General features: G+C 65.2%; 14 protein-coding genes and 4 pseudogenes. 8 read left to right on the forward strand and 10 right to left on the reverse strand.

The features are described from left to right. The 4 genes and pseudogenes from K675_RS31565 to K675_RS34325 form a co-directional block, all read right to left on the reverse strand. The coding region (locus tag K675_RS31565; protein ID WP_017906849.1) for a non-ribosomal peptide synthetase at positions 1-2,423 on the reverse strand (2,423 nt) is incomplete at its 3' end. 103 nt (positions 2,424-2,526) lie between these two features. Beyond that, entirely contained in the window at positions 2,527-6,045 is a 3,519-nt protein-coding gene (locus K675_RS34315) for a non-ribosomal peptide synthetase (RefSeq protein WP_420066352.1), read from the reverse strand. A gap of 87 nt (positions 6,046-6,132) precedes the next feature. Further along, a pseudogene (locus K675_RS34320) lies at positions 6,133-7,593 on the reverse strand (amino acid adenylation domain-containing protein); the annotation flags it as partial. An 81-nt stretch (positions 7,594-7,674) separates the two neighbouring features. Beyond that, a pseudogene (locus tag K675_RS34325) lies at positions 7,675-10,938 on the reverse strand (amino acid adenylation domain-containing protein); the annotation flags it as partial. A 341-nt stretch (positions 10,939-11,279) separates the two neighbouring features. Between K675_RS34325 and K675_RS33480 the strand changes: the two are divergent. Then, positions 11,280-11,726 carry an NAD(P)-dependent oxidoreductase gene (locus K675_RS33480; protein WP_017906851.1) on the forward strand — a complete coding sequence of 149 codons (447 nt, stop codon included), beginning with the start codon at positions 11,280-11,282 and terminating at the stop codon, positions 11,724-11,726. Here the strand turns inward: K675_RS33480 and K675_RS0128430 are convergent. From K675_RS0128430 to K675_RS0128445, 4 genes are all read right to left on the reverse strand, one after another. Further along, complete coding sequence (locus K675_RS0128430; RefSeq protein WP_017906852.1) at positions 11,699-12,217, reverse strand: cytochrome P460 family protein; 519 nt, start codon at positions 12,215-12,217, stop codon at positions 11,699-11,701. The two genes, K675_RS33480 and K675_RS0128430, sit on opposite strands and share 28 nt — an antisense overlap. A 203-nt stretch (positions 12,218-12,420) precedes the next feature. After that, entirely contained in the window at positions 12,421-12,849 is a 429-nt protein-coding gene (locus tag K675_RS0128435; RefSeq protein WP_017906853.1) for a copper chaperone PCu(A)C, read from the reverse strand. 72 nt (positions 12,850-12,921) lie between these two features. Next, on the reverse strand, positions 12,922-13,527 hold the full coding sequence (locus K675_RS0128440; RefSeq protein WP_017906854.1) for an SCO family protein: 606 nt from the start codon (positions 13,525-13,527) through the stop codon (positions 12,922-12,924). A 105-nt stretch (positions 13,528-13,632) separates the two neighbouring features. Then, entirely contained in the window at positions 13,633-14,040 is a 408-nt protein-coding gene (locus K675_RS0128445; protein ID WP_020481086.1) for a DUF2946 domain-containing protein, read from the reverse strand. Positions 14,041-14,218: 178 nt separating this feature from the next. On the opposite strand from K675_RS0128445, the gene K675_RS0128450 reads away from it, so the two are divergent. Next, positions 14,219-14,521, forward strand: coding sequence for a DUF2388 domain-containing protein (locus K675_RS0128450; RefSeq protein ID WP_017906856.1), 303 nt, complete (start codon positions 14,219-14,221; stop codon positions 14,519-14,521). Positions 14,522-14,841: 320 nt separating this feature from the next. Here K675_RS0128450 and K675_RS0128455 read toward each other — a convergent pair whose 3' ends face one another. Next, positions 14,842-15,591: a TetR/AcrR family transcriptional regulator gene (locus K675_RS0128455; protein ID WP_017906857.1), complete on the reverse strand. Its 750-nt coding sequence runs from the start codon at positions 15,589-15,591 to the stop codon at positions 14,842-14,844. A gap of 374 nt (positions 15,592-15,965) precedes the next feature. Between K675_RS0128455 and K675_RS0128465 the strand changes: the two genes are divergently transcribed. Genes K675_RS0128465 through K675_RS0128480 form a run of 4 tightly spaced genes read left to right on the forward strand, consistent with a single transcriptional unit; the run spans position 15,966 to position 20,619 of the window. Beyond that, positions 15,966-16,670: an ABC transporter ATP-binding protein gene (locus tag K675_RS0128465; RefSeq protein ID WP_026145611.1), complete on the forward strand. Its 705-nt coding sequence runs from the start codon at positions 15,966-15,968 to the stop codon at positions 16,668-16,670. Continuing rightward, positions 16,667-17,866, forward strand: a complete 1,200-nt coding sequence (locus K675_RS0128470; RefSeq protein ID WP_017906859.1) for an ABC transporter permease — start codon at positions 16,667-16,669, stop codon at positions 17,864-17,866. Before K675_RS0128465 ends, K675_RS0128470 begins: the two co-directional genes overlap by 4 nt. Continuing rightward, positions 17,859-19,349 carry a TolC family protein gene (locus tag K675_RS0128475; protein WP_017906860.1) on the forward strand — a complete coding sequence of 497 codons (1,491 nt, stop codon included), beginning with the start codon at positions 17,859-17,861 and terminating at the stop codon, positions 19,347-19,349. Before K675_RS0128470 ends, K675_RS0128475 begins: the two co-directional genes overlap by 8 nt. Beyond that, positions 19,339-20,619, forward strand: coding sequence for an efflux RND transporter periplasmic adaptor subunit (locus K675_RS0128480; protein ID WP_026145612.1), 1,281 nt, complete (start codon positions 19,339-19,341; stop codon positions 20,617-20,619). Before K675_RS0128475 ends, K675_RS0128480 begins: the two co-directional genes overlap by 11 nt. Before the next feature lie 289 nt (positions 20,620-20,908). On the opposite strand, the pseudogene K675_RS31570 reads toward K675_RS0128480, so the two are convergent. After that, positions 20,909-21,328 (reverse strand): annotated as a pseudogene (locus K675_RS31570) (LysR substrate-binding domain-containing protein); the annotation flags it as partial. 81 nt (positions 21,329-21,409) lie between these two features. On the opposite strand from K675_RS31570, the pseudogene K675_RS32675 reads away from it, so the two are divergent. Beyond that, positions 21,410-21,805, forward strand: a pseudogene (locus K675_RS32675) (MFS transporter); the annotation flags it as partial. A gap of 170 nt (positions 21,806-21,975) precedes the next feature. After that, positions 21,976-22,695: an HPP family protein gene (locus tag K675_RS0128500; RefSeq protein ID WP_026145613.1), complete on the forward strand. Its 720-nt coding sequence runs from the start codon at positions 21,976-21,978 to the stop codon at positions 22,693-22,695. Positions 22,696-22,798: the final 103 nt, after the last annotated feature.

Genomic DNA, 22,798 nt, shown 5'->3' on the forward strand with positions numbered 1-22,798 from the left:
AGTTCGAAGCAGGTGCTGTCGATGCTGGCTTCGGTCACGCCATAGGCATGGACGATTCGTACCGCCTCGCCGCACAGTTGGCGCAACTGGCGGGCACTGTGGGCGCTCCAGGTGTCCGAGCCGCAGACCACGGTGTCGAGGAACGCCAGTTCATGGCCGCTTTCCTCGGCCCAGGCCAGCAGCGGGTTGAGCACCGCCGGGACGAAGTCGGCGAAGTCGATCCGCGCATCCCGCAGCAGGCGGTAGAGAGCCGGCGGGTCCATCAGGGTCTGGCGTGGACACAGTACCAGCTCACCGCCGAAACACAGGGCGCGGATCAGGTCGGCGCTGAACACGTCGAAAGAGAACCCGGCCATCTGCAGGTGACGCAGGCCCGGACGCAGGGCGTACAGCTGTTCCCAGGCGGCGCTGACCGCCAGCAGGCCGCGGTGTTCGACCATCACGCCCTTGGGCTGGCCGGTGGAACCCGAGGTGTAGATCACGTAGGCCAGGTGGCGTGGCGTCAGGCCCAATGCCTGGGGTGCGAGGTCCTGCTGCGGGTGCGAGGTCCAGCGTTGCGCATCCTGTTGCAGATCGAGCAACAGCGGTTGCTCTGGCAGGCCTTCGAGGGCCGCGAGCAACGCCGGCCGGGCCGGACCGTGGCTCAATAGCACCGAAGGCGCGCTGTCGCTCAGCATGTGGCGCAGCCGTGCCGGCGGATAGCCGGGGTCCAGCGGCACGTAGGCGCCCCCGGCCTTGAGCACCGCGAGGACCGCCAGCGGCATGTCCAGGGTGCGCTCCAGGCACAGCCCGACCCGGTCGTCCGGTCCGACGCCAAGGGCGCGCAGCTCATGGGCCAGGCGATTGGCCCGGGTATTCAGTTCGCCATACGTCAGGCTGTCGTCGCCACAGCGCACGGCAACGGCCTGGGGATCTCGGCGTGCCTGGGCTTCGAACAGCTCGTGCAGGCAACGCCGGGAGTCGAAAGCCTGCTCACGGCCATTCCAGTCCCATACCAGACGCTCACGCTCCCCGTCACTGAGCAGTGGCAACGCCGTGACCGGCTGCTGCGGCCGCGCGATCATGCCTTCGAGCACCTGGCGCAGATGGCCGGCAAACCGCGCGACCGTGGCCGCGTCGAACAGGGCCGTGGCGTATTCCAGGCCGCCGACGATCCGCCCGCCCTGCTCGGCCAGCACCAGGGTCAGGTCGAACTTGGCCGCCTGGTGACCACTGCGCAGCGGCTGGCAGTCCAGGCCGGCGAGTTGCAGCGTGCCCGGCTCGCTGTTCTCCCAGGCGAACATCACCTGGAACAATGGGCTGTAGGCTTGGCTGCGTGGAGGGTTGAGCCGCTCCACCACCTGCTCGAACGGCAGTTCCTGGTGTTCCTGGGCACCCAGCGCCACGGCTCGGGCCTGTTCGAGCAACTGCGCGGTGGTCGGCGAGTCGGCCAGGGACAGGCGCAGGACCAGCGTGTTGACGAAAAAGCCGATCAGCCCTTCGGTTTCCCGTCGGGCGCGGTTCGCCACCGGCGTCCCGATGAGGATGTCGTCCTGACCCGACAGACGTGCCAGAACCACCGCCCAGGCCGCCAGCAGAGTCATGAACAGCGTGGTGCCATGGCGCAGACTCAAGGCCTTGATCTGCTGACTCAGGGTTTCATCCAGCAGCACAGGCTCGAATCCACCCTCGTAGCGTTGCAGCGCCGGCCGGGGACGGTCGCCAGGCAGCTCCAGCAGGTTCGGTGCCCCGGCCAGGGTGTCGCGCCAGTAATCGTCGTGGCCGGCCTGGTTCTGTTCGGCCAGCCAGCCATGCTGCCATTGGGCGTAGTCGGCATATTGCAGCGCCGGCGCCGGCAACGGGTCGTCCTGCCCCTGGCGGAAGGCGTCGTAAAGCTCGCCCAGTTCGCGGGTCAGCACCGCCATCGACCAGCCGTCGCAGATGATGTGGTGCAACGTCAGCAGCAGGACATGTTCCTGCTCGCCGAGAATCAGCAGACGCCCGCGAAACAGCGGCCCCTTGCCCAGATCGAAGCAAGCCCCTGCCTCCTCGTCCGCCAGGATCGACACCTGCGCCTGTGCATCAGCCTGCAGGGCGAGATCGTGGACCTGCCAGGGAAAACCACAGTCGGCCCCGGCGATCCGCTGGACCACCTCGTCACCCTCGGCGGCAAAGCTCGTGCGCAGTGACTCGTGGCGCGCCACCAGGCGATCCAGTGCCTGTTTCAGCGCGGCGCGATCCAGCGTGCCATGCAGGCGCAGCCCGAACGGTACGTGGTAGGCGTCGCCCCCACCGGGCAACTGGGCGAGGAACCACAGCCGCCGCTGCGCGAAAGAGGCCCGTGGCGACGTGGTACCCCGCACTGCCGGCGTGATCTTCTGCCGTTTGTGCAAGGCGGCGAACTGCGCCGGCGTCATATCACGCAACGAGGTTTTGTCGAACATGAGAGGCTTCCATCCGTGACTGCATTGTTTTTGTCGGTTTCAGGGGCGTGATTCGCCCCGCACGCCGCGACCCGGCCTTGTGGGCCGGGTCGCTCTCGGGTTCTCAAGGGGAAGCGCGGGTTTCCTGCGCCTGGGCAAACAGGTAGTCGAGCAGCGCCTCGATGGTCGGGTGATCGAACATCACCCGCATCGGCAACTCGATGCCCAGCAGATCGTCGATGCGGGCGACGATGCGGGTGGCCAACAACGAATGACCACCCAGTTGAAAGAAGTTGTCGGTGAGGCCGACCCGCTCGCATCGCAGCACCTCGCGCCAGATCTCGGCCAGGGCCCGTTCGATCGGCGTGCCCGGCTCGACATGGGTATGCCGTGCATACGCGCTTTCGTCGGGCCGCGGCAGTGCCTGGCGGTCGAGCTTGCCGTTGGTGGTCAGCGGCAGGCTGTCGAGACGGACGTAGGCGGCGGGCACCATATGCTCCGGCAACGCCGCCGCCAACTGAGTGCGCAGTTCGTGGGCTGCCGGCGCGGCCCCCTCGGCCGCCGTGTAGTAGGCCACCAGGCGCGGGTCGCCCGGTTGCTCCTCGCGGGCGATGACCGCCGCCTCGCGCACCCCCGGGCAAGTGCCCAGGCAGGCTTCGATTTCAGCCAGTTCGATACGGTAGCCACGGATCTTCACCTGGAAGTCGTTGCGCCCCAGGTACTCCAGGCTGCCATCGGCGCGGTAACGCGCCAGATCGCCCGTGCGGTACAGGCGGTCGCCCGGCACGAAGGGGCTGTCGATGAAGCGTTCGGCGGTCAACTGCGCACGGTTCAGGTAGCCACGGGCAACCCCGGCACCGCCGATATGGATCTCGCCCTCGACACCGATCGGCGCCGGTTGCCCCGTCGCGTCGAGCAGATAGCAACGCAGATCCGCCAGTGGCCGGCCAATGGCGCTGGCACCGGCGCGTTCGGCATCTTCGGCGCGCAGTGCCAGGTAGGTCGCATGTACCGTGATCTCGGTGATGCCGTACATGTTCACCACCTGCGTATCGCTGTTGCGCGGGTCGGCGAACCAGGGCTTGAGCGCGGTGGTTTCCAGCGCCTCGCCACCGAACACCACGCAACGCAGGCCGTGGGTCGCCTCGCTGCGCCCCTGGGCCTCCAGCAGGCCTCGGAAGGCGCTGGGCGTCTGGTTCAGTACCGTTACCCGCTGCTCGCAGAGCAACCGGTAGAAGTCCGCCGGCGTACGGCTGGTCAGCGCCGGGACGATCACCAGACGCCCGCCGTGCAGCAGCGCGCCCCAGATCTCCCAGACCGAGAAGTCGAAGGCGAAGGAATGGAACAGCGTCCAGACATCATCGGCATTGAAGGCGAATTGCGCCGCGGTGCTGGTGAACAGCCGGGCCACCTGGCGGTGCTCGATCATCACGCCCTTGGGCTGGCCGGTGGAGCCGGAGGTATAGATGACATAGGCCAGGTTGGCCGGGGTCAGGCCCAGGCGCGCCGGGTCGAGGTTGTCCGCCGGGCCGTCGGCGCAGGTTTCACGGTCCAGTTCCAGGCATTCAGGAGCATTCGCCAGCCCTTGCAGCGGCTCGGTCAACAACGTGCGCGTGGCCTGATGAACGAGCACCAGCGCCACCCCACTGTCCTGCAGCAGATAGGCCAGGCGCTCGGCGGGATACGTCGGATCCAGCGGCACATAGGCGCCGCCGGCCTTGAGGATGGCGAGCAGGCCCACCAGCATCTCCAGGGAGCGCTCGACACACAGCCCGACCCGCACTTCCGGGCCCACCCCGCGTTGGCGCAGGTGGTGGGCCAGGCGGTTGGCCCGGGCATTCAATTCGCCATAGGTGAGGGTCGTGCCCGCGAAGCTCACCGCCGTTGCCGAAGGCTGGCGGGCGACCTGCCGCTCGAACGCTTGGTGCAGGCAGTCGCTGGCGCCGGTGTGCGGCGCTGGGGGATTCCAGGTCTGCAACAACTGCCGGCGTTCCTCCGGCGGCAGGATATCCAGACGGTCGGCACGGCTTTGCGGCGCCTCTTCAAGGGCCCGGACCAGGCTGTCCAGTGCCTGCTGCATCATCGCGCAGGTGCGTTGCGCATCCAGTGCCGCGCAGACCTGGGCACCGATGCGGAAACCTTCGCCGCTGTCGTCCACGGCCAGTACCAGCGGGTAGTTGGTGCGTTCTTCGCCGCCCAGCACCTCGATGCCCTTCCAGGCGCCGGAAGTCGAGTCACCGCCCTCGGTGGCCCGTTCGCTATGGCGATAGTTGAGCAGGCTGGTGAACAGCGGCGTTGGCGAGGCGATGGCACTGCACCGCTGGGCCAGGGCCAGCGAGGCGTGTTCATGCTCGAACAGTTGGGTCAGCAGCCCGTGGGTGCGGCGCACGCAGGCGGCCACGCCCTCGGCGGCCAGGTCGATGCGGATCGGCAAGGTGTTGATGAACGGCCCGAGGATGCGCTCGGCGCCCTCGCCGCCGTACAGGCGACCGAACAGCACGGTGCCGAAGATCACGTCCTGGCGGCCGGAGGTGTGCGCCACCACCTGGCCCCAGGCGACATGGAACAGGCTGGCCGGGCTCACGCCCAGGGCCTGGGCCGACTGTCGAAGTCGCTGGCCGAGTCGATCCTCGAGCATCAGCCGGGCCTCGTTGACGCCGCTACCGTCGCCCTGGATGTCGAGCAGGCCGAACGGTGCCGACGGCTGGCTGATACCGGCCAGCATGCCACGGAAGAACTGTTCCTCGGCCTGCCGGTCGCCGCCCCTGACCCGCTGGGCGATGAAGTTGCGATACGGCAGGGCCGGCGGCAGGCTGGCGGCGTTGCCGTCGAGCACCGCCTCGACTTCGGCGTTGAGCTGCTTCAGCGAAGTATTGTCGTCGATGATGTGATGGAACAGCCGCAGACCGAGCCAGCGGTCGTTGGCCTCGTCCCGGGCGATGACCAGGCGCATCAGCGGCGCGCGGTCCAGCGGCAGGCGGAACTGCCGGGGATCGAAGCGCTGGCGCAATTGCGTGGCGATATCGCCCTCGGCCGGATCCAGTTGCAGCTCCTCGACCAGGCCGTCAACCTGGCGCCAGACCACCTGCACCGGCTCTTCCAGGTCGTCCCAGAACACCGAGGTGCGCAGGATGTCATGACGCTCGATCACGCTTTCCAGCGCCCGCACATAACGCTCCAGGGTCGCCCGGTCGCTGAAGCTCATCAGGCACCAGAGCAGGTAGGGATCGCCATTGCGCGCCATCAGATGGTGGAACAGCATGCCTTCCTGCAACGGCGACAACGGGTAGATATCCTGGACGTTGTCCGCGCCGCCCTGCACCGTGGCAAGGATGGCGTCGATCTGTGCTTGTGTCAGGCTGACCAGCGGCAGGCATTCGGGGGTGATCGGCTGGCCACGAACGATCGCATTGGCCGCAATGGGGGCGGCGAGCTCCGCCACTTCGACCCCGGCGGCCAGTTCGCGCAGCACCGGGACACTGAACATCAGCCGGGCATCGAGTTCGATGCCCTGTCGTCGCAGGCGCTCGAGGACCCGCAGGGCCGACAGCGAATGCCCGCCGAGGGCGAAGAAGTTGTCATCGCGACCGATCCGCTCGCGACCAAGCACATGGGCCCAGGCTTCGGCCAGGGCGATTTCCACCGGGCCTTGCGGAGCGCTGAAGGGTCGCGTGCCGAAGGCACTGTCGCCAGGCGCCGGCAGCGCGTTGCGATCGAGCTTGCCGTTGGCGGTCAACGGCAATGCCTCCAGGCTGACATAGGCGGCCGGGACCATATGCTCCGGCAGCGCCGTCGCCAATTGCCCGCGCAGTGCCTCGACGGTCGGCACGGCACCGTCGACGAGTGTGTAATAGGCTACCAGTCGCGGCTCGCCCGGCTGATCCTCGCGGGCGATCACCCGTGCATCGCGCACTCCGGCGCAGCGTGCCAGGCAGGCCTCGATTTCACCCAGTTCGATGCGGAAACCGCGGATCTTCACCTGGAAATCGTTACGGCCCAGGAACTCCAGGCTGCCATCGGCGCGGTAGCGCGCCAGGTCGCCGGTGCGGTACAGGCGCTCGCCCGGAACGAACGGATTGTCGATAAAACGCTCGGCCGTCAGTTGCGCACGGTTCAGGTAGCCACGGGCAACCCCGGCTCCGCCGATGTGGATCTCACCTTCGGCACCGATCGGCAGCAACTGCCCGGCGCTGCCGAGCAGGTAGCAGCGCAGGTCCGCCAGGGGCCGGCCGATGGGGCTGCCGGGCTGCTCGGCGTCTTCGGCCCGCAGCGCCAGGTAGGTGGCGTGTACGGTGATTTCGGTGATGCCGTACATGTTGACCAGTTGCGTGTCGCTGTTGCGCGGGTCGGCGAACCACGGTTTGAGCGTGGTCATCTCCAGCGCCTCGCCACCGAACACCACGCAACGCAGGCTGTGGGCCGCACGGCTGCGCGCCTGGGCACCGAGCAGGCTACGGAAGGCGCTAGGGGTCTGGTTGAGCACGGTCACGCCCTGCTCGCAGAGCAACTGGTAGAAATCCGCCGGGGTGCGGCTGGTCAGGGTCGGCACGATCACCAGGCGCCCGCCATGCAGCAACGCGCCCCAGATTTCCCAGACCGAGAAGTCGAAGGCGAAGGAATGGAACAGCGTCCAGACATCGTCGGCACTGAAGTCGAACTGCCGGGCGGTGCTGCCGAACAGCCGCGCCACGTGAGCATGTTCGATCATCACACCCTTGGGCGTACCGGTGGAACCTGAGGTGTAGATCACATAGACCAGGTGGTTCGGCGTCAGCCCCAGCTCCTGCGGGTCGAGATTGTCGGCGGGACGCTCGGCCCAGCGCGTGGCATCGACCTCCAGGTCCAGCAGGCGCGGCTTACTGGCCAGGCCCTTGCAGGCGGCGGTCAGGCTGGGCCTCGCGGCGGCGTGGGTCAGCACCACCGCCGGGTTGCTGTCGGCGAGCAGCAGATTCAGGCGCTCGCTCGGATAGACCGGATCGAGCGGGACATAGGCACCGCCGGCCTTGAGAATCGCCAGCAGGCCGACCAGCATGTCCAGTGAGCGCTCGACACACAGGCCCACCAGCACATCGGGGCCGACACCGAGGGTTCGCAGGTAGCGCGCCAGGCGGTTGGCCCGAGCATTGAGTTCGCCGTAGCCGAGCGTCTGCCCTCCGAGGCTGACCGCCGGCGCCCAGGGATCGAGCGCCACCCGCTCCTCGAACAGTTGATGCAGGCAGCGCGGCGGCGGCTCGCACGGGATGACCGGGTTCCACTCGGTCAGCAACCGGTGGCGTTCCTCGGCGCTGATCAGCGAATCACTGTCCAGGCGGCGTTCCGGTGCCTCCAGGCACCGCCCCAGCAGTTCCAGATAGTTGTCGCGCAAGCGGGTCATGGTTTCTTCCTTGAACAGATCAGCCGAGTAGTTCCACAGCAGCGACAGGGTGTCGGGGCTGTCGGCCCGGGTACCCCGGGGAATCACCACCACCTCGATATCGAACTTCGCCGTCTGGTTGCTGTAGGCCTCGAACAGCGAGAGGTCGAACCCGGGCCCCTGGAGCCGCGGGGTCTGCGAGTTGTGGAAGCTGAAGGCCACCTGGAACAGCGGGTTGCGCGACAGCGAGCGGGTGGGCTGGAATTCGCGCACCAGGCGCTCGAACGGCACGCTTTCGTGGTCGTAGACATCGAGCATGCGCTCGGCCGTACGTCCCAGCAGTTCGCGGAAGGTCGGCGCACCAGCGAGATCGGCGCGGATCACCACGCTGTTGACGAACATGCCCAGACAACGCTCGTAGGCCACCGACTTGCGGTTGGCCACGGCCGAGCCGACGAGGAAATCCTCGATGCCACAGCGCCGTCCCAGCCACAGTTGGAACACCGTGAACAGGGTGGTGAAGACCGTGACGCCCTCGGCGTCGCTGAACTGGCGCAGCCTGGTGGCCAGCTCGGCCGGCAGTTCGAAGCGCAACTGTCGGCCACGCCCGCTGCGCTGGGCGGGCCTGGGATAGTCGGTGGGCAGCGGCAGGGTGAACGGTGCATCCTGCAACTGCTGCCGCCAGAAGCGCATCTGCCGCTCGTACTCGGCTTCGGCCGCCTCGCTCTGCTGCCAGCGGGCGTACTCGCCATACTGCGCGCCCGGCATTGGCAGCGGGTCGCCGCGGTCGCCGTGGTGGTACTGGTAGAGGTGCAGCAGCTCCTCGAGGAACAGGTTCGCGCTCCAGCCGTCATGCACGAAGTGATGCTCGACATGTACCAGGGCAAAGGCCTCGGGCCCCCGCCGCACCAGCAGCCAGCGCACCAATGGCAGGCAGCCGACATCGATGGCGCGATGCACTTCCTGCTCGACCCGCTCGATGAACCCCTGTTCGTCATCCGCCGGGATATCGATACAGGTCAAGGCGGCACGGGCCTGCTCGTGTACCCGCTGGTAGGGCACCCCCTCGCCATCATCGTGGAAGGTAGTGCGGAAGATTTCGTGACGGCTGACGATCTCGTCGAGGCAACGTTGCAGCAGTTGTTCATCGAGTCGGCCATGGATGCTGATCACGCTCTGGGCGTGATAGGCCCGCGCGTCGGACACCTTGTTCAGCCACCAGACGCCGCTCTGCTGGTAGGACAGCGGCGCAATCGGCGAAGCGTCGCTGACAACGGCCGGGCCAGCGGCCAAGGGTTCACTCAGTTGCCGGGCCACCTGGCGCAATGTGCCCTCAAGAAACAGGCTCTTGAGCGGCAGGTGCCGACCGCCCTGTTCGCGCACCCTGACGGTGATCTGCAAGGCGCTCAGGGAGTCGCCGCCCAAGGCCAGGAAACTGTCCTCGCGCCCTACCCGATCGACTTTCAATACTTGCGCCCAGATATCCGCCAGCCACTGTTCCAGCCCTTCCTCTGGCGCGACATATTCGCGGCTGATCAGCGCACTGGCATCCGGCACCGGCAGCGCCTGGCGGTCGAGCTTGCCATTGGCGTTCAACGGCCATTGTGTCAGGCGTACGCAGGCAGCCGGCAGCATGTGTTCGGGCAGGCTCTGCCGGGCGTGCTCACGCAACTGTTGCGGGGTGATATCGCTCGCCGCCCGGTAGTAGGCCACCAACCGGCGCTCTCCCGGCGTGTCTTGGCGAACGATCACCAGGGATTCCTCGACGCCGGGCAAGCTGTTCAGGCAAGCCTCGATTTCGCCAGGCTCGATTCGAAAACCGCGCAGTTTGACCTGGAAGTCGCTGCGTCCGAGAAACAGCAGTTGGCCGTCAGCGTCGAAACGTGCCAGGTCGCCGGTGCGGTACAGGCGCTCGCCGGGTACGAAGGGGCTGTCGACAAAGCGTTCGGCGGTCAGTTGCGGACGATTCAGATAGCCCCGGGCCACGCCGATACCGCCGATGAACAGTTCGCCCACCTCGCCCAGACGCACCGGAGCGCCCGCCTCGTCCAGCAGGATGGCACTGGCCTGGTCGATCGGTTCGCCGATCGGCACGGGCGATTGCCGATCGTGGTGTTCGGCGCAACGGTAGACCGTCGCCCAGATAGTGGTTTCGGTCGGACCATAGGCGTTGAACAGTCGCCGCCCCCTTGCCCAGACCGCCGCCAACGCCGGGTTTGGCGCTTCGCCAGCGAGCACCAGGGTCGCCAGTCCGGGTAAGCTGGCAGGGTCGCCAAGCCCGGCGAGCACCAACGGTGGCAGCGTGGCATGACTGATGTGCCGTTCGCGCAACACCTGCACCAGGTTATCGCCCAGCAGCAAAGTGCCGGGCTCGACGATCTCCAGGCAAGCGCCGTGGGTCAAGGCCATGACCCACTCGAAGACCGAGGCATCGAAACTGAAGGAAGCGAACTGCAGCACCCGATCTCCGGGCCCCACGGCGAACAGCGGCCCCTGGACGCGGGCCAGGTTGACCAGCCCGCGATGCTCGACCATCACGCCCTTGGGCAATCCGGTGGAACCGGAGGTGTAGATCACGTAGGCCAGGTGACGATCGTTGAGGCCGAGGGCATCGGCTGGCAGGTTGTCCGCCGGGCAATCGGCCCAGGCGGCCTCGTCGCTCAGGTCGAGCACCGCGGGCTGTTCGGCCAGGCTGGCCAGTGCCGGGCTCAGGCCGACGAGCGCCTGGGCGTGGGTCAGGACCAGCCGTGGCGCGCAGTCGGCGAGCATGTGCGCCAGACGTTGTGCGGGGTATGCGGGGTCCAGCGGAACATAGGCACCACCGGCCTTGAGCACCGCCAGCACGGCAACCAGCATCTGCGGCGAACGCTGCAGGCAGAGGGCGACCCGGGTATCGGGGCCGACGCCGGCTGAACGCAGGTGGTGCGCCAGGCGATTGGCCAGGATGTTGAGTTGCTGGTAGCTCAGGACCCGTCCCATGAAACCCAGCACCGGGGCCGAGGGATCACGCAGTACCTGGGATTCGAACAATTGCTGGATAAGCGCGGCGTTCGGTTCTGTGACCAATTCAAGCCTCTCATTCCCTTGGAGGATCCACGAGCGGTGACGAGGCTTGCGCAGGGATGACAGCGCTAGGGTCGACCCGATCGGCTGCGAATGCCTGGACTGTGCTGTCCGTAGCAATCTTCTTACGCTGGAGGGGATTCTGTCCCACAGCGCGGAAGGATAATAACCACGAATTTTGTCGGCTGGAAATACAAAGTTGCGTCGTTCATGTAGCGAATTTGCGCTGATGGCGCATTGATCACCGTGCTGGTTTCGACTCCGGAAAAGCCGCCGCGCACCGCCATTGCAGCGTGTTGCCGGGGCCGCACTGTAAGAAAATGTATCAAAACCCTAACCGATACCTTTCAATGCCCGAGGGCCGATATTTGACATACTCCAGACGCTTGTCGGTGTGCTCAATAGGGTCTTTGGCGGCAGTCGCCGCCAATGCCACCCCCTTTCGTCAGGAGTGAGTCTTCATGAAAATCGGTTTTGTCGGCTTGGGCAGCATGGGCCAGGCCATTGCCAGCAACCAGCTCAAATCCGGCTTGCTCGACACGCTCGAGGCGCCGCTGATTCACGTGAACCTGGCGCCCCTTGCCGTGGACTTTGCCGAGGAACTGGCCGAGCGGCACCAGGCCCGGGGGTTCACTTATATTGCGGCACCGGTAATGGGACGGCCATCGGGGCATATCCGTTTGCGCGGTCAGCTCATGCATGGGTTTCGCCCCTTGCGGGCGAGTTCCCTTTGGCAGTCGTCGGGGTGCCGCGTCACCCAAAAGGAACCCAAAGAACTTGCCCGCGAATGGACCAGCGGGGACAGCCCAAAAAACCGGACCAGCCAGCCGCTTACGCTTCTGGCTGATCCGGTTTCGGGATTCGTTCGAACGAGCTGCCTTCAACGCGCCAATCGTGTAAACACGTAGTCGCGATCCTTGACCAACGCCTGGTGACAGGCGAAGCAGGTTTCATGCTGGCTCACATCGGCCGGCTTGCCGTCGATGAAACGGCCAAACCCCCAGCCGCCCGTGGCGGCATATTTCTTCGAATCCTTGACCATGAATTGCACGGTGGTCGAGTCCGCCGGGACCAGGGCACTGGCCGCTTCGGGCGACTGCATATGCTTCCAGGCCAGCTTGGCGAGGATGGTGCCGTCGGGGAACGGCTGGGTGTCGTTGCTGCGATAGGCCTTGAGCGCCGTCGGGTTGCCGAGGATCGCGCGCAGTTCGTTCAGGGGTGGACCTTGCAACGACGGTGCCACCAGTTCCCATTGGCGATAGCCATTGGGGATGGTCACGCCATAGATCGGCGAAGCATTTTCCGCGTTGGCCGCGCTGTTCGATGTCGGTGCCGCCAGGGCGATGCCCACCGACAGGGCCACGCCTGTCGCGGCCAATCCGGTATAAAGCCATTTCATGTCAGCATTTCCTGTTTGCCTGGGAGGCTTCACAGTCAACCGCGATCCTGTATCCCACACGTGTCCGGAAACGGTCGAAAAGCCAGCCAGTGTATCGACAGCGGCTCCGGATACACTGTGATACACACGGCATCGGCCCGAAAGGCGAACGCCCCGGCAGTTGGACTCTGCCGGGGCGTTCGTGATGAAACCGAAGCCGGTCTTCACTGCATCATCTTGCCGTGATCGTGCATCGGCATTTCGGTCAGGGCACGGGCCGTGGCCTTGACCTCGATCGACTCCTTCACACCCTCGGCATTCTCGACCACCAGGGTCAACGGCACACTGTCACCCTCCTTCACCTGCCCGGTCAGCTTCATCAGCATGATGTGATAACCCTCGGGGGCGATGTCGACGGCCTTGCCCGCGGGCAACTCGACAGCGGCGACGGGTTGCATGCGCATGATGTCGTTCTGCATCTTCGACTCGTGGATCTGCACGAGGCCGGCCACAGGCGATTTCGCCTCCAACAGCTTGCCACCTCCGCTCGAGGTGATACGCATGAACGCGCCGGTGGACGGTTGGCCCGGCACGGTCGCACGGACCCAGGCATCTTCCACCAGGGTTTGCGCCGAAGCGTGCAGACTGGTCATTCCAATAAAACAAAAAACTATATATTTCAATGACTTCATTTGTATATCTCGAATTTTTCTAGCTGGCATCTGTCAGCAGACCGACATGACGGTGAGCAGGTCTTCCGCGCACTGCTGGGCCGTCAGCGATGGCGACAGGCCCAGGCGCAGGCGGCCTCGGCTGTCGTAGACGAAGCTGGTGGCGGTGTGGGACAGGGTGTAGCTGTCCCCGGCCGGTATCTTCTCGTAGAACACCTTGAATTCCTTCGCGGTCCGCGCGGTTTCCTCGAGGGTGCCGTAGAGGGCGACGAAGCTCGGGTCGAACGCCTTGACGTAGGCATCGAGCACCTGGGGCGTATCGCGCTCCGGGTCGAGGGTGATGAACACCACCTGCAGCTTGTCGCCATCGGGGCCCATCAGTTTCTTCGCGCGGGCCGCGCGGGCCAGCGCGGTCGGACAGACCGCGGGGCACTGAGTGAAACCGAAGAAGATCATCGGCATCAGTCCGCTGAAGCTGCCAAGCAGGGTGACGTTGCCCTGGGTGTCCTTGAGCTTGAACTTGCGCCCGAGGATCTCGTCGCTCAAGTCCTTCCCGTACTTGTAGGTCAGTTTGCCGGAGCTGTCGCAGCCGGCCAGCAATCCAAGACCCAGGACACCGAGGCCGGCAACGACCTGGCGGCGAGTCAGTAACTCATTCATGTAAGCGGCCCTCTGGGTAGCCTTTTTGCAACGCAAGTGGTGACGACCTTCGCGACCCTGCCGATGGCGTGCAGTCACGGGGCCAACCACGATTGGCAGTGATGGTCAGGCACGAACCCGGGGCGGCGCTCGGGAACGCGAGCCGGGGAAGACCGGCGCGGCGGCTTGCTGCGCACTGAACGTCGCGCCTGGGTACCCCAGTGGCCGCATACGCGCGGGGATCAGCGCCGCGTGGGAATCCGCCAGTGCCGGGTGCTGGAACAACAGCGAGCAGTAACCGCACTTTTCCCACAGCGCGAGGTGGTGGGGAGAAGGTTCGGGGCTGCGCTCCGGCAACAGGCCTGCTCCCGGGAGAGGACCACCACAGATATCCTCCAGCGCCGCCTGCGTGGCGCGGGTCTGGCTCATCTCCTGCCCGATCAACGGGCCGGCGAACACCAGCAGCATGGCGAACAGGCCCAGCCAGGCGGCGCGGCGGCGCCTGAATGTTCCCGAGGGGAGAAAGGAGGTCATGGGCAGGCAATTTACCACTGTCGCCCTGCCGACGCTGGCCGGTGCGACAAAATGGCACATCGATGAACGCACGATTGCACGCCCTACGGCCACGTCCGATAAACGGGCTGCTCCGTCTCGCGGCACCCACTACGCTCTAGGGTGTGGTACTTCCCTTGAATTCCAGGAGCGTACGATCATGCGTCGCGTAGTGCTGGCTTTCTCAATTGCGGTCCTGTTCCCTGCCGGTCATGCCGTGGCCGGCGTCGATGCCGGTGATGTGGCGACCTCGGCCGGGATCTCGGCATCGCTGTATTCCACCTTCAAGAAGGACAAGAAGACGGTCGCCCCGTCCCACGATGATGCCTCAAGCTTCATCGCCAGTGGCGGCGCGATTCGCGGTGCCTACCTGGAAGCGGCCCTCCGACAGATCCGCCAGGAGCATCCGAGCCTGCAGGCCAGTGACCGGGAACTGGCCGAGGCGATTCTGCTGCAGCCTTGAAGCTCGGCGCGCAAACCGCTCGCCGAAGGCTTCCATCAGGCTGTCCTGAAGGACTTCGCGCCGCTACCGATAGGTTTTCGACACGCGCCGCAGAGGTTTTTCCAATTCACCGTCGCTGATCGGCGATGCCTGGATCGTCTGCATGACCGTGTCACCCTCGGACACCAGCGGATCTGGACATCGTGCCAAGCGAGAGGGTCTGGGTGCTGGAGATCCGGTTGCGTCAGCCTACCCGGGCCGTCGGCGGGTCCTTCGAGGATGTGCTGATCGGCCAGCCCGGCCAGTCGCTCGCGACCGAGCGGTCAGGGCCATGAACGGCGCTACTGGTTCGCCACCTTGGCGCCTACCGACTGGCCCTGGCGGATCTCATGCTGGATTTCCAGCACACGGTCCAGGGCGCTGGTCGCCTGCTGGTCCTGCATCGGCGCATGGATCGCCGCCGACACCAGGCTGATCAGCTTGGCCATGACCTCGGCATCGGTCGCCGGCCGGCCGAGGCTCATGGCCTGCATCAGGAAGCGCAGCTCGGTGCCGGCGATCACCCCGGAGATGGCCTTGAGAGCGAACTGCAGGCGTACGCCGACCTCGTTGCGTGGCATGTCCGGCAAGGCCAGGGCGAAGGCATTGAAGAAACGCTCGAACACCGGCTGGTAGTGTTCCTTGAGGTATTCCTGGATGAAGGGTGAGGTGTCGCTGTAGACCCGCCCGAGAAAACGCACGAAGGACCGCCCTTCCTCACCGGAGCCGCTGCGTTCCAGGCCCATGGCGGGAGCGAACAGCACGCCGAGCAGGGTCTCGCAGTCCAGTGGGCCGTCGGCCTGTTCCTCGCAACGGGCGAGCAGCTCCAGGCGTTGTTCGTTGAGGGGGCCGAGGCGCTGTTCGAGCAGCGCGGTCATCAGGGAGTCCTTGTCCCCGAAGTGGTAGTTCACTGCGGCCAGGTTGACCTGGGCACGTTCGGTGATCTGGCGCAGCAGCACGGCGTCATAGCCATACTTGGTAAACAGTGCCTCCGTGGCATCCAGCAAGCGAGTCTTGGTGACATTGGGAGCGCTGAGTTTCTTTGCGACCATGTGTGAGGAGCCTTTGCTAAGGAGATAACTGACCGAACGAGCAGCGTTTTAAAAATAAATTTGATTTTTTATACCTCTGAAAGCCTTGGAACGCAAGCTTCTCGCGGATTTGTCACCCTCGCGCAAGGCAATAGAAGACTCACGAAAAATACGATGGAATGTGTCAAAAAAGTGTTTCCTCTTGTCACAAAGCCCAGACATCAAACACCCCTTTTCCTTGCCCCGAACGGCTAGCATCGGAGCGGGATCGCGGATACTATTCAAACAAATTTTTAAAATAGGAAAACCAAACCTGTGCCTGATCCTGCCTCGCCGCATGCCTGGACACTTGCATTCTGGCCGGATCGCGAACGGACTTGCCGGCGCTCTTCGCCATGACTGAAACGACAGCCCACGACGGACTCATTTCCTTGCAAGGCATCGGCAAGACCTACCGGCTCGCCGAGCAGCCCCTGACCATTCTCAAGGATGTCTCGCTGTCCATCGAAGCCGGTGAAAGCTGCGCCATTCTCGGCGCCTCCGGCTCCGGCAAAAGCACCCTGCTCAATATCCTCGGCCTGCTCGACCTGCCCAGCAGCGGCCACTACCACTTCGCCGGACACGACATCTTCAGGGCCAGCCCCGACCAGCTGGCGGCCATCCGCAACCGGCAGATCGGCTTCGTGTTCCAGAGTTTCAACCTGTTGCCACGGCTGGACGCCGTCGACAACGTCGCCCTGCCCCTGAGCTACCGGGGCGTGCCCCGCGGCGAGTCGCTGGCGCGGGCCAGGGCCATGCTCGAACAGGTCGGTCTCGGCGAACGTGCCCACCACCGCCCGGCCGATCTCTCCGGTGGCCAGCGCCAGCGGGTGGCGATCGCCCGGGCGCTGGTCGGCGAGCCTTCGGTGATCCTGGCCGACGAGCCGACCGGCAACCTCGACAGCGGCACGGCACAGGAGATCATGGACCTGTTGCTGGAACTCAACCGGGTGCGCCAGGTGACGCTGATCATCGTCACCCATGACCCGCACATCGCCGAGCGCCTGCAACGGCAGATCCGGGTGCAGAACGGCGTCGTGCACGAGACATGCCCGGCATGAGCCCGCAGGTCCAGCAGAGTGCCAGCCAGTTGCTGCACGAGGCGTTCGTCAGCCTGCGCACCCTGGGCAAGCGCTCGATACTGGCGCTGCTGGGGATCGTGATCGGCAGTTCATCGGTGGTGGCGCTGATCAATATCGGCCACAACGCGGCGCAGGAGGCGGCTGCGATCTTCAAGGACATGGGCACCGATACTCTGGCCGCGCAGTTTCCCGGTGGTGCCGATCTGCGCGAGCCGATGCCCGCCAGTATCGATACCGCGCGCCTGCAGGCCATGCTCCCGGGCGTGCCGTATCTGGCGCCGATTGCGCTGTCCAGCGGTGCGGTGGTGTTCCAGGGCCGTGGCATCAACACCAACTGGGTCGGCACTACCGCGCAGCTGGCCGGCGCCATGCGCCTGAAGCTGCGCGAAGGCCGCTTCCTTTCCGAGTTCGACCAGGGTGAAACCCATGTGGTGGTCGGCGACCAGGTCGCCCGTCGCCTGGGCAGCCCGGGTTCGCCCTTGCGCGTTGGCGAGCGGATCCGCCTGAACGACTATCTGTTCCGGGTCATCGGCATCCTGTACAGCCAGCCGATGGCCGTGCTGATCCCGGTACAGGCCGATGAGTCGCTGTTCCTGCCATTGGCCGGGATGCGCCGCATCGTCGACTCGCCACAGATAACCAGCGTGATTGCCCGGGCCGCTCCCGACCAGGACATGGAAACCGTCGCCGGCGATCTGACCGCGGCGCTGAAAAGCACCTTGCGCGGGCGCGAAGTGGAGGTACAGATTCCCCAGCAGATGATCGACGGCATGACCCGGCAGAGCCGGACCTTCGGTTACCTGCTGATGGCCCTGGGGGGCATTTCGCTGGTGGGAGGGGGTGTGGGGGTCATGAACGTGATGCTGATGAATGTGTCCGAACGCCGGCGGGAGATCGGCATCCGCATGGCCCTGGGGGCACGGCGGCGGGACATTCGCAACCTGTTCCTGCTCGAGGCGGTGACGCTGACGGCGGTGGGCGCCCTGTCCGGGGCGATTCTCGGGGTGACGGCGGCGTACCTCTACGCCCGGCTGTCCGGCTGGCAGTTTTCCCTGGCCGCCGCCTCGTTGCCGCTGGGGGTCGGCAGTACCCTGCTGGTCGGGCTGTTCTTCGGGCTCTATCCGGCCATTTCGGCCTCGCACCTGCAACCGGTGGAGGCGCTGCGCGATGAATAGACGCAGGCCATGGACGGCCACCCTGCTCTGCCTGTTCTGCTGCCAGGCCTTCGCCGCCAGCTCGCTGGTGAGCCAGCCATCGGCGCCGTCGCTGCGCAGCAGCCAGACCCACAGCGTGCTGCTCAGCGAGCAGATCACCAACCTGACCCTGGGCGACGCGGTCTACCTGGGCCTGCGCAACAACCGCGGCATCCGCAGTGCCTATCTGCAACGCATTGCCCAGAAGTTCGACCTGCGGGTATCCGAGGACACCTTCAACCCCAAGCTGCTGCTTTCCGGCCAGTACCGGACGACCAAGGGCTCCGACGACAGCGCGCGCAATGCCACATTGTCGCCGACCGCCAGCCTGCTGGGTGAGTACGGCACTCGCCTGAGCATGGCCTGGACCCAGCAGTTGAACAATGCCGATGTCGCCGGCCGCTATCGCAGCGACGGCCTCGACCTGGCGATCATCCAGCCGCTGATGCGCGGCGCCGGTTGGGACGTGACCACCGCCCCGCTGCGCCTGGCCCGCATCTCCGAGCAGATCAACCGGCTCAACCTCAAGACCAGCGTGTCGCAGACCATCAGCGACATCATCACCGCCTATCGCGAACTGCTCAGGTCCCAGGAGCAACTGACCATCACCCTGGACGCCCTCAAGCGCGCCAGGGCCCTGCTGGAGGTGAACAAGGCGTTGATCGCCTCGGGGCGCATGGCCGAGTTCGAGATCGTCCAGACCGAAGCCGATATCGCCACCCAGGAACTGGGGGTGGAGGAAGCCCGCAACCAGGTGGACACGAATCGCCTGTCGTTGCTGCGCCTGCTGGCCCTGGACCTGTCGACGCAGATCCGTGCCAGCGAAGCGCTGGAGGCTTCGCAGGTCAACATCGACAAGCAGGATGCCCTGCGGGTGGCCAAGGTCCAGCAGCCGGAGTACCTGGCCACCCTGCTGGGCAGCCAGCAGGCCGACCTCAACCTGGTGATCGCCAAGGACCAGGGACGCTGGGACGTGTCGCTGGTGGCCGGTGCCAACCAGATTCGCGACCGCCTCGACAACGACGTCGGCAGCAACGGTTCACGGCGCTGGGACAGCTACGCCGGAGTCCAGGTGCAGATACCCATCGGCGACCTGAGCACCCGCCAGGCCGAGGTGCATGCGCGGGTCGACGTGGAGCGCCAGGAGCTGATCCAGGCCGATGCCCGCCAGGCGCTGGAACGCAGCGTCAACGACGTGGTCCGCGACCTGGGTACCCGTTGGCGACAATATGAGATCGCCCGGCGCGCGGTGGATCTGTCGCGGCGCAAGCTGGATATCGAACGGGAAAAACTCAGTGCCGGGCGCTCGACCAACTTCCAGGTGCTGAGCTATGAAGGCGATCTGCGCAACGCCGAGAGTTCACGCCTCACCGCACTGATCGCCTATCTGAACGCCCAGACGCAACTCGACCTGACCTTGGGCATGACACTGGAGAGCTGGGACATTGCACTCAATGACTACTGACAAGCAGGTCCGACGCAAGCGCTGGATACAGGGCGCGGGGTTGCTGCTCGCGCTGGCTGTGGCCGGTGTCGTCGTCACCACCCTGCGTGCGCCCGCCGCCGACCAGCCCGACGACAGCCGCTGGATACCGGTGCAGCCCGCGCCGCTGGTGCACCAGATCGGTCTGGTGGGCAAGATCGAACCGCAGAAGACCGTCGTCCTGACCGCCCCCTTCGAAGGCAACGTGCGCGCGATCCTGGTGGAACAGGGACAACGGGTCGAGGCCGGCCAGACACTGCTGCAGATGGACCCGGGGCTGCTCGAGATCCAGTTGCGCGATGCCTTGTCCGCCCAGCTCAAGGCCCGGCGCGCGGTGCAGGAACTGCAGGACTGGAACAACAGCCAGCAGGTCGCCCGGGCCCGACGCAGCCTGCGCAGCTCGCAGATGACGCTGAGCAACACCGAACGCAAGCTCAACGAAAGCCAGAACCTGTTCGAACGCGGCATCATCCCGCGCAATGAACTGCAGGACCTGCAACAGCAGTTGCAGAGCCAGCGCATGGACCTGACGGCCGCCGAAGGCGACCTGCAGCAGGCGCTGGACCAGGGCAAGGGCGAATACCGACAGATCGCCGATATGGAACTGACCAATGCCACGGTCAAGTACGAAACGCTCAAGGCCCTGCTCGACGGCAAGGACGTCGTCGCGCCGTTCGCCGGTATCGTCGTGCCCCCACCGGGCGGCAACGGCTCGCAGAACTCCTCCAGCAACAATTCGGCACCGGTGCAGACCGGCAGCCGGGTCAGCCAGGGACAGGTGCTGTTCGGCCTGGCGAACATCGAGCAGTTGAAAATCGTCAGCAAGGTTTCCGAGTTGGATATCAACCAGTTGCACCCGGGCCAGAGCGTGGAGATCCTCGGCGACGGTTTCGATGGCGAACGGCTCAGCGGCTCGGTCGATATCGTCAGCAGCCTGGCCCTGCCCAACGATGTGCCGGGTGGCAGTGCGCAGTTTCCGGTGACGTTGTCGATTCCCAAGCTGACCCGTGAACAATTGCAACGGGTTCGGCTGGGCATGAGTGCACGGCTGACCATCGTCACCTACCGCAACGACCAGGCTCTCGTCCTGCCGGCGGCGGCGATCCGCCAGGATGCCAGGGGCACGCTGGTGGACTATCGCGAGGCGCCGGGTCAGCCGATCAGGCAGGTGGCGATCACCACCGGGCGGGCGACCCAGGACGGGGTTGAAGTCTTCGGCCTGCAACCAGGTTTCGTGCGACTACAGGAATAAGCGCCGCATGGGCCGAAAAGACTGTCCAGCGAGCAACAAGAACCAATAACCGGGGACCATTGCCGCAAGGCCCCTGACCCGGCCAACCGCCAATACCGGAGTGTTGCAACAGTCCGCTGGGGACCCGGTTCCTTTTGACTTACCATGGGGGCCGTGGCGCGCATTCGCGCAAGAAAGCGGGAAGTTTGCCCGAATAAACCCTCAACTATCGCGGACACTATCAGGAGCCGTGCCCGCCCCGTTCACAGCGCACTGTCGACTTGTAATAAGTCCGTCAACCGTTCGAACTTCAACGCATCCCCGAAGCATCGGCAGGGGCCTGGGCGCAAACCTTCAGATCAACGCCCAGGGCCTGGGCGAATGCCTTGATCAGCGGACCGCGTGTCGTGTTGTGACGCAGGATCAGATTGAATGGCGTATTGAACGGCCGCAAGGCCCGCAACTGCCCCCTGGCCACCTGCGCGGCCGCGTAGTGCTGTGGCAGGAAACCGACGAAACGCCCGGTCTGGATCAGCATCGCCACCGCTTCGACCTGGGAGACCGAGGCCGAATGACTGTCGTGGCTGACGAAGTTCAGCTTGTCACGGTGAATCGCATAACAGTGATTGATGAACGGGTGGTTGCGCAGCCCATCGGTGTCGATCAGCGAGTCGTCGAGGTCGAACAACGGGTGGCCTACAGCACAATAAGCCTCGGACAGTTCTGGCCAGGCTTTACCGAGGCCTTGCAGGAACAGGGCATCCGCTGGTCATCCTCCTGGCGTGGCGATGACCTGCCGTTCGCCCACCGCGTGATCCTGCTGCAGTATCAGATCGGGCGCTTTCTCAAGCGCGATCAACTGCGCTACTGGATGGGCGTGGGCATCGCCTTCTTCATCATCGGCCTGATCGGCTTCAGCTACGCCACCCACCTGGTGTCCTGGTGCCTGGCCCTGTTCATCTTCACCCTCGGCGAAATGATCATCTACCCGGCCGAGTACCTGTTCATCGACACCATCGCTCCCGAACGGCTGCGCGGCAGTTACCTGTGAGCCCAGAATCTCGCGGCCCTGGGCGGTGCCATGAGCCCGATGATGTGTGGCTACCTGCTGATCAATACCCCTCCGGCGACTATGTTCTACGCGCTCTGCGGCTTGACGGCAGTGGGTGGCGGCCTGCGTTTTCTGGCTGGGCGCGGCATTCATTAACTGCAAAAATAGTGAAGTTAAAGCGCATTATTATGAATTAGCCAATTATTGAAGGAACCGGCACACTGGCGTCGTTCCTTCCCCCCAATGTTGGAACCTTGAGAGGGCTTGGCGCGGGTCGCACAGGCCCCTTTTTTTGTCCGATGCCTTCGAAGTGGATCGTTTTCAGCATGCTTGCCCGTTGGTCACGCCGTTTACTGCCCCCCTCCCTCAACACCCGCCCGACAGAATGGAGCCGCGCCGCCATAGGCGTTGGCCTTGGCACCCTGATCAGTGTCTGGGCCTGCGCCCAACTGTTCGGGCTACCCGTGGCGCTGCACCTGATTGGCCCACTCGGTGCCTCGGCGGTGCTGCTGTTCGCCGTTTCCTCGGGTGCCCTCGCCCAGCCCTGGTCGATCATTGGCAGTTATTTGTGCGCCACCCTGATCTCCATGCTGGTCGTACACTGGCTGGGACGTAGCCTGGGCAGCGCCGGCCTGGCGGTCGCGCTGGCGGTACTTGGCATGTGCCTGTTGCGCTGCCTGCACCCGCCAGCCGGCGCCCTGGCGCTACTGATGGTGATTGCCGACCCGGACACCGTCGCATTGGGCTGGCAGGTGCTGGAACCGGTGATGCTCGCAGCGGCCTGCCTGCTGGCGGTTGCCATCGGCTACAACAACCTGACCCGGGTTCGCTACCCCAAGGTGCATATCGAACCCCCAAAGACGTTCATCAGCACACCCCAGCCCGGTGAATCACCCGGCATCACCCGCGAGGACCTGGAACAGGCCCTGGCCCAGATGGAGGAGTTCATCGACGTGACACCCGAGGATCTGGAGCAACTGATCACCGCCTGCGAGACCCAGGCCAAACGCCGCAGCATTGGCGAGGTGTTCGCCTCCCGCCGCTGATTTTTGCCCCAAGCTGGAGCAGATACCCCACCTGGCAACCATTGACGGTGCAGTGTCGGGGCCGGCTTGCTGACGATTGCGCCCTCCCAGGCACCGCGGAATC

It is taken from the genome of Pseudomonas fuscovaginae SE-1, from assembly GCF_000364705.1.
Taxonomy (GTDB): Bacteria; Pseudomonadota; Gammaproteobacteria; order Pseudomonadales; family Pseudomonadaceae; genus Aquipseudomonas; species Aquipseudomonas fuscovaginae_A.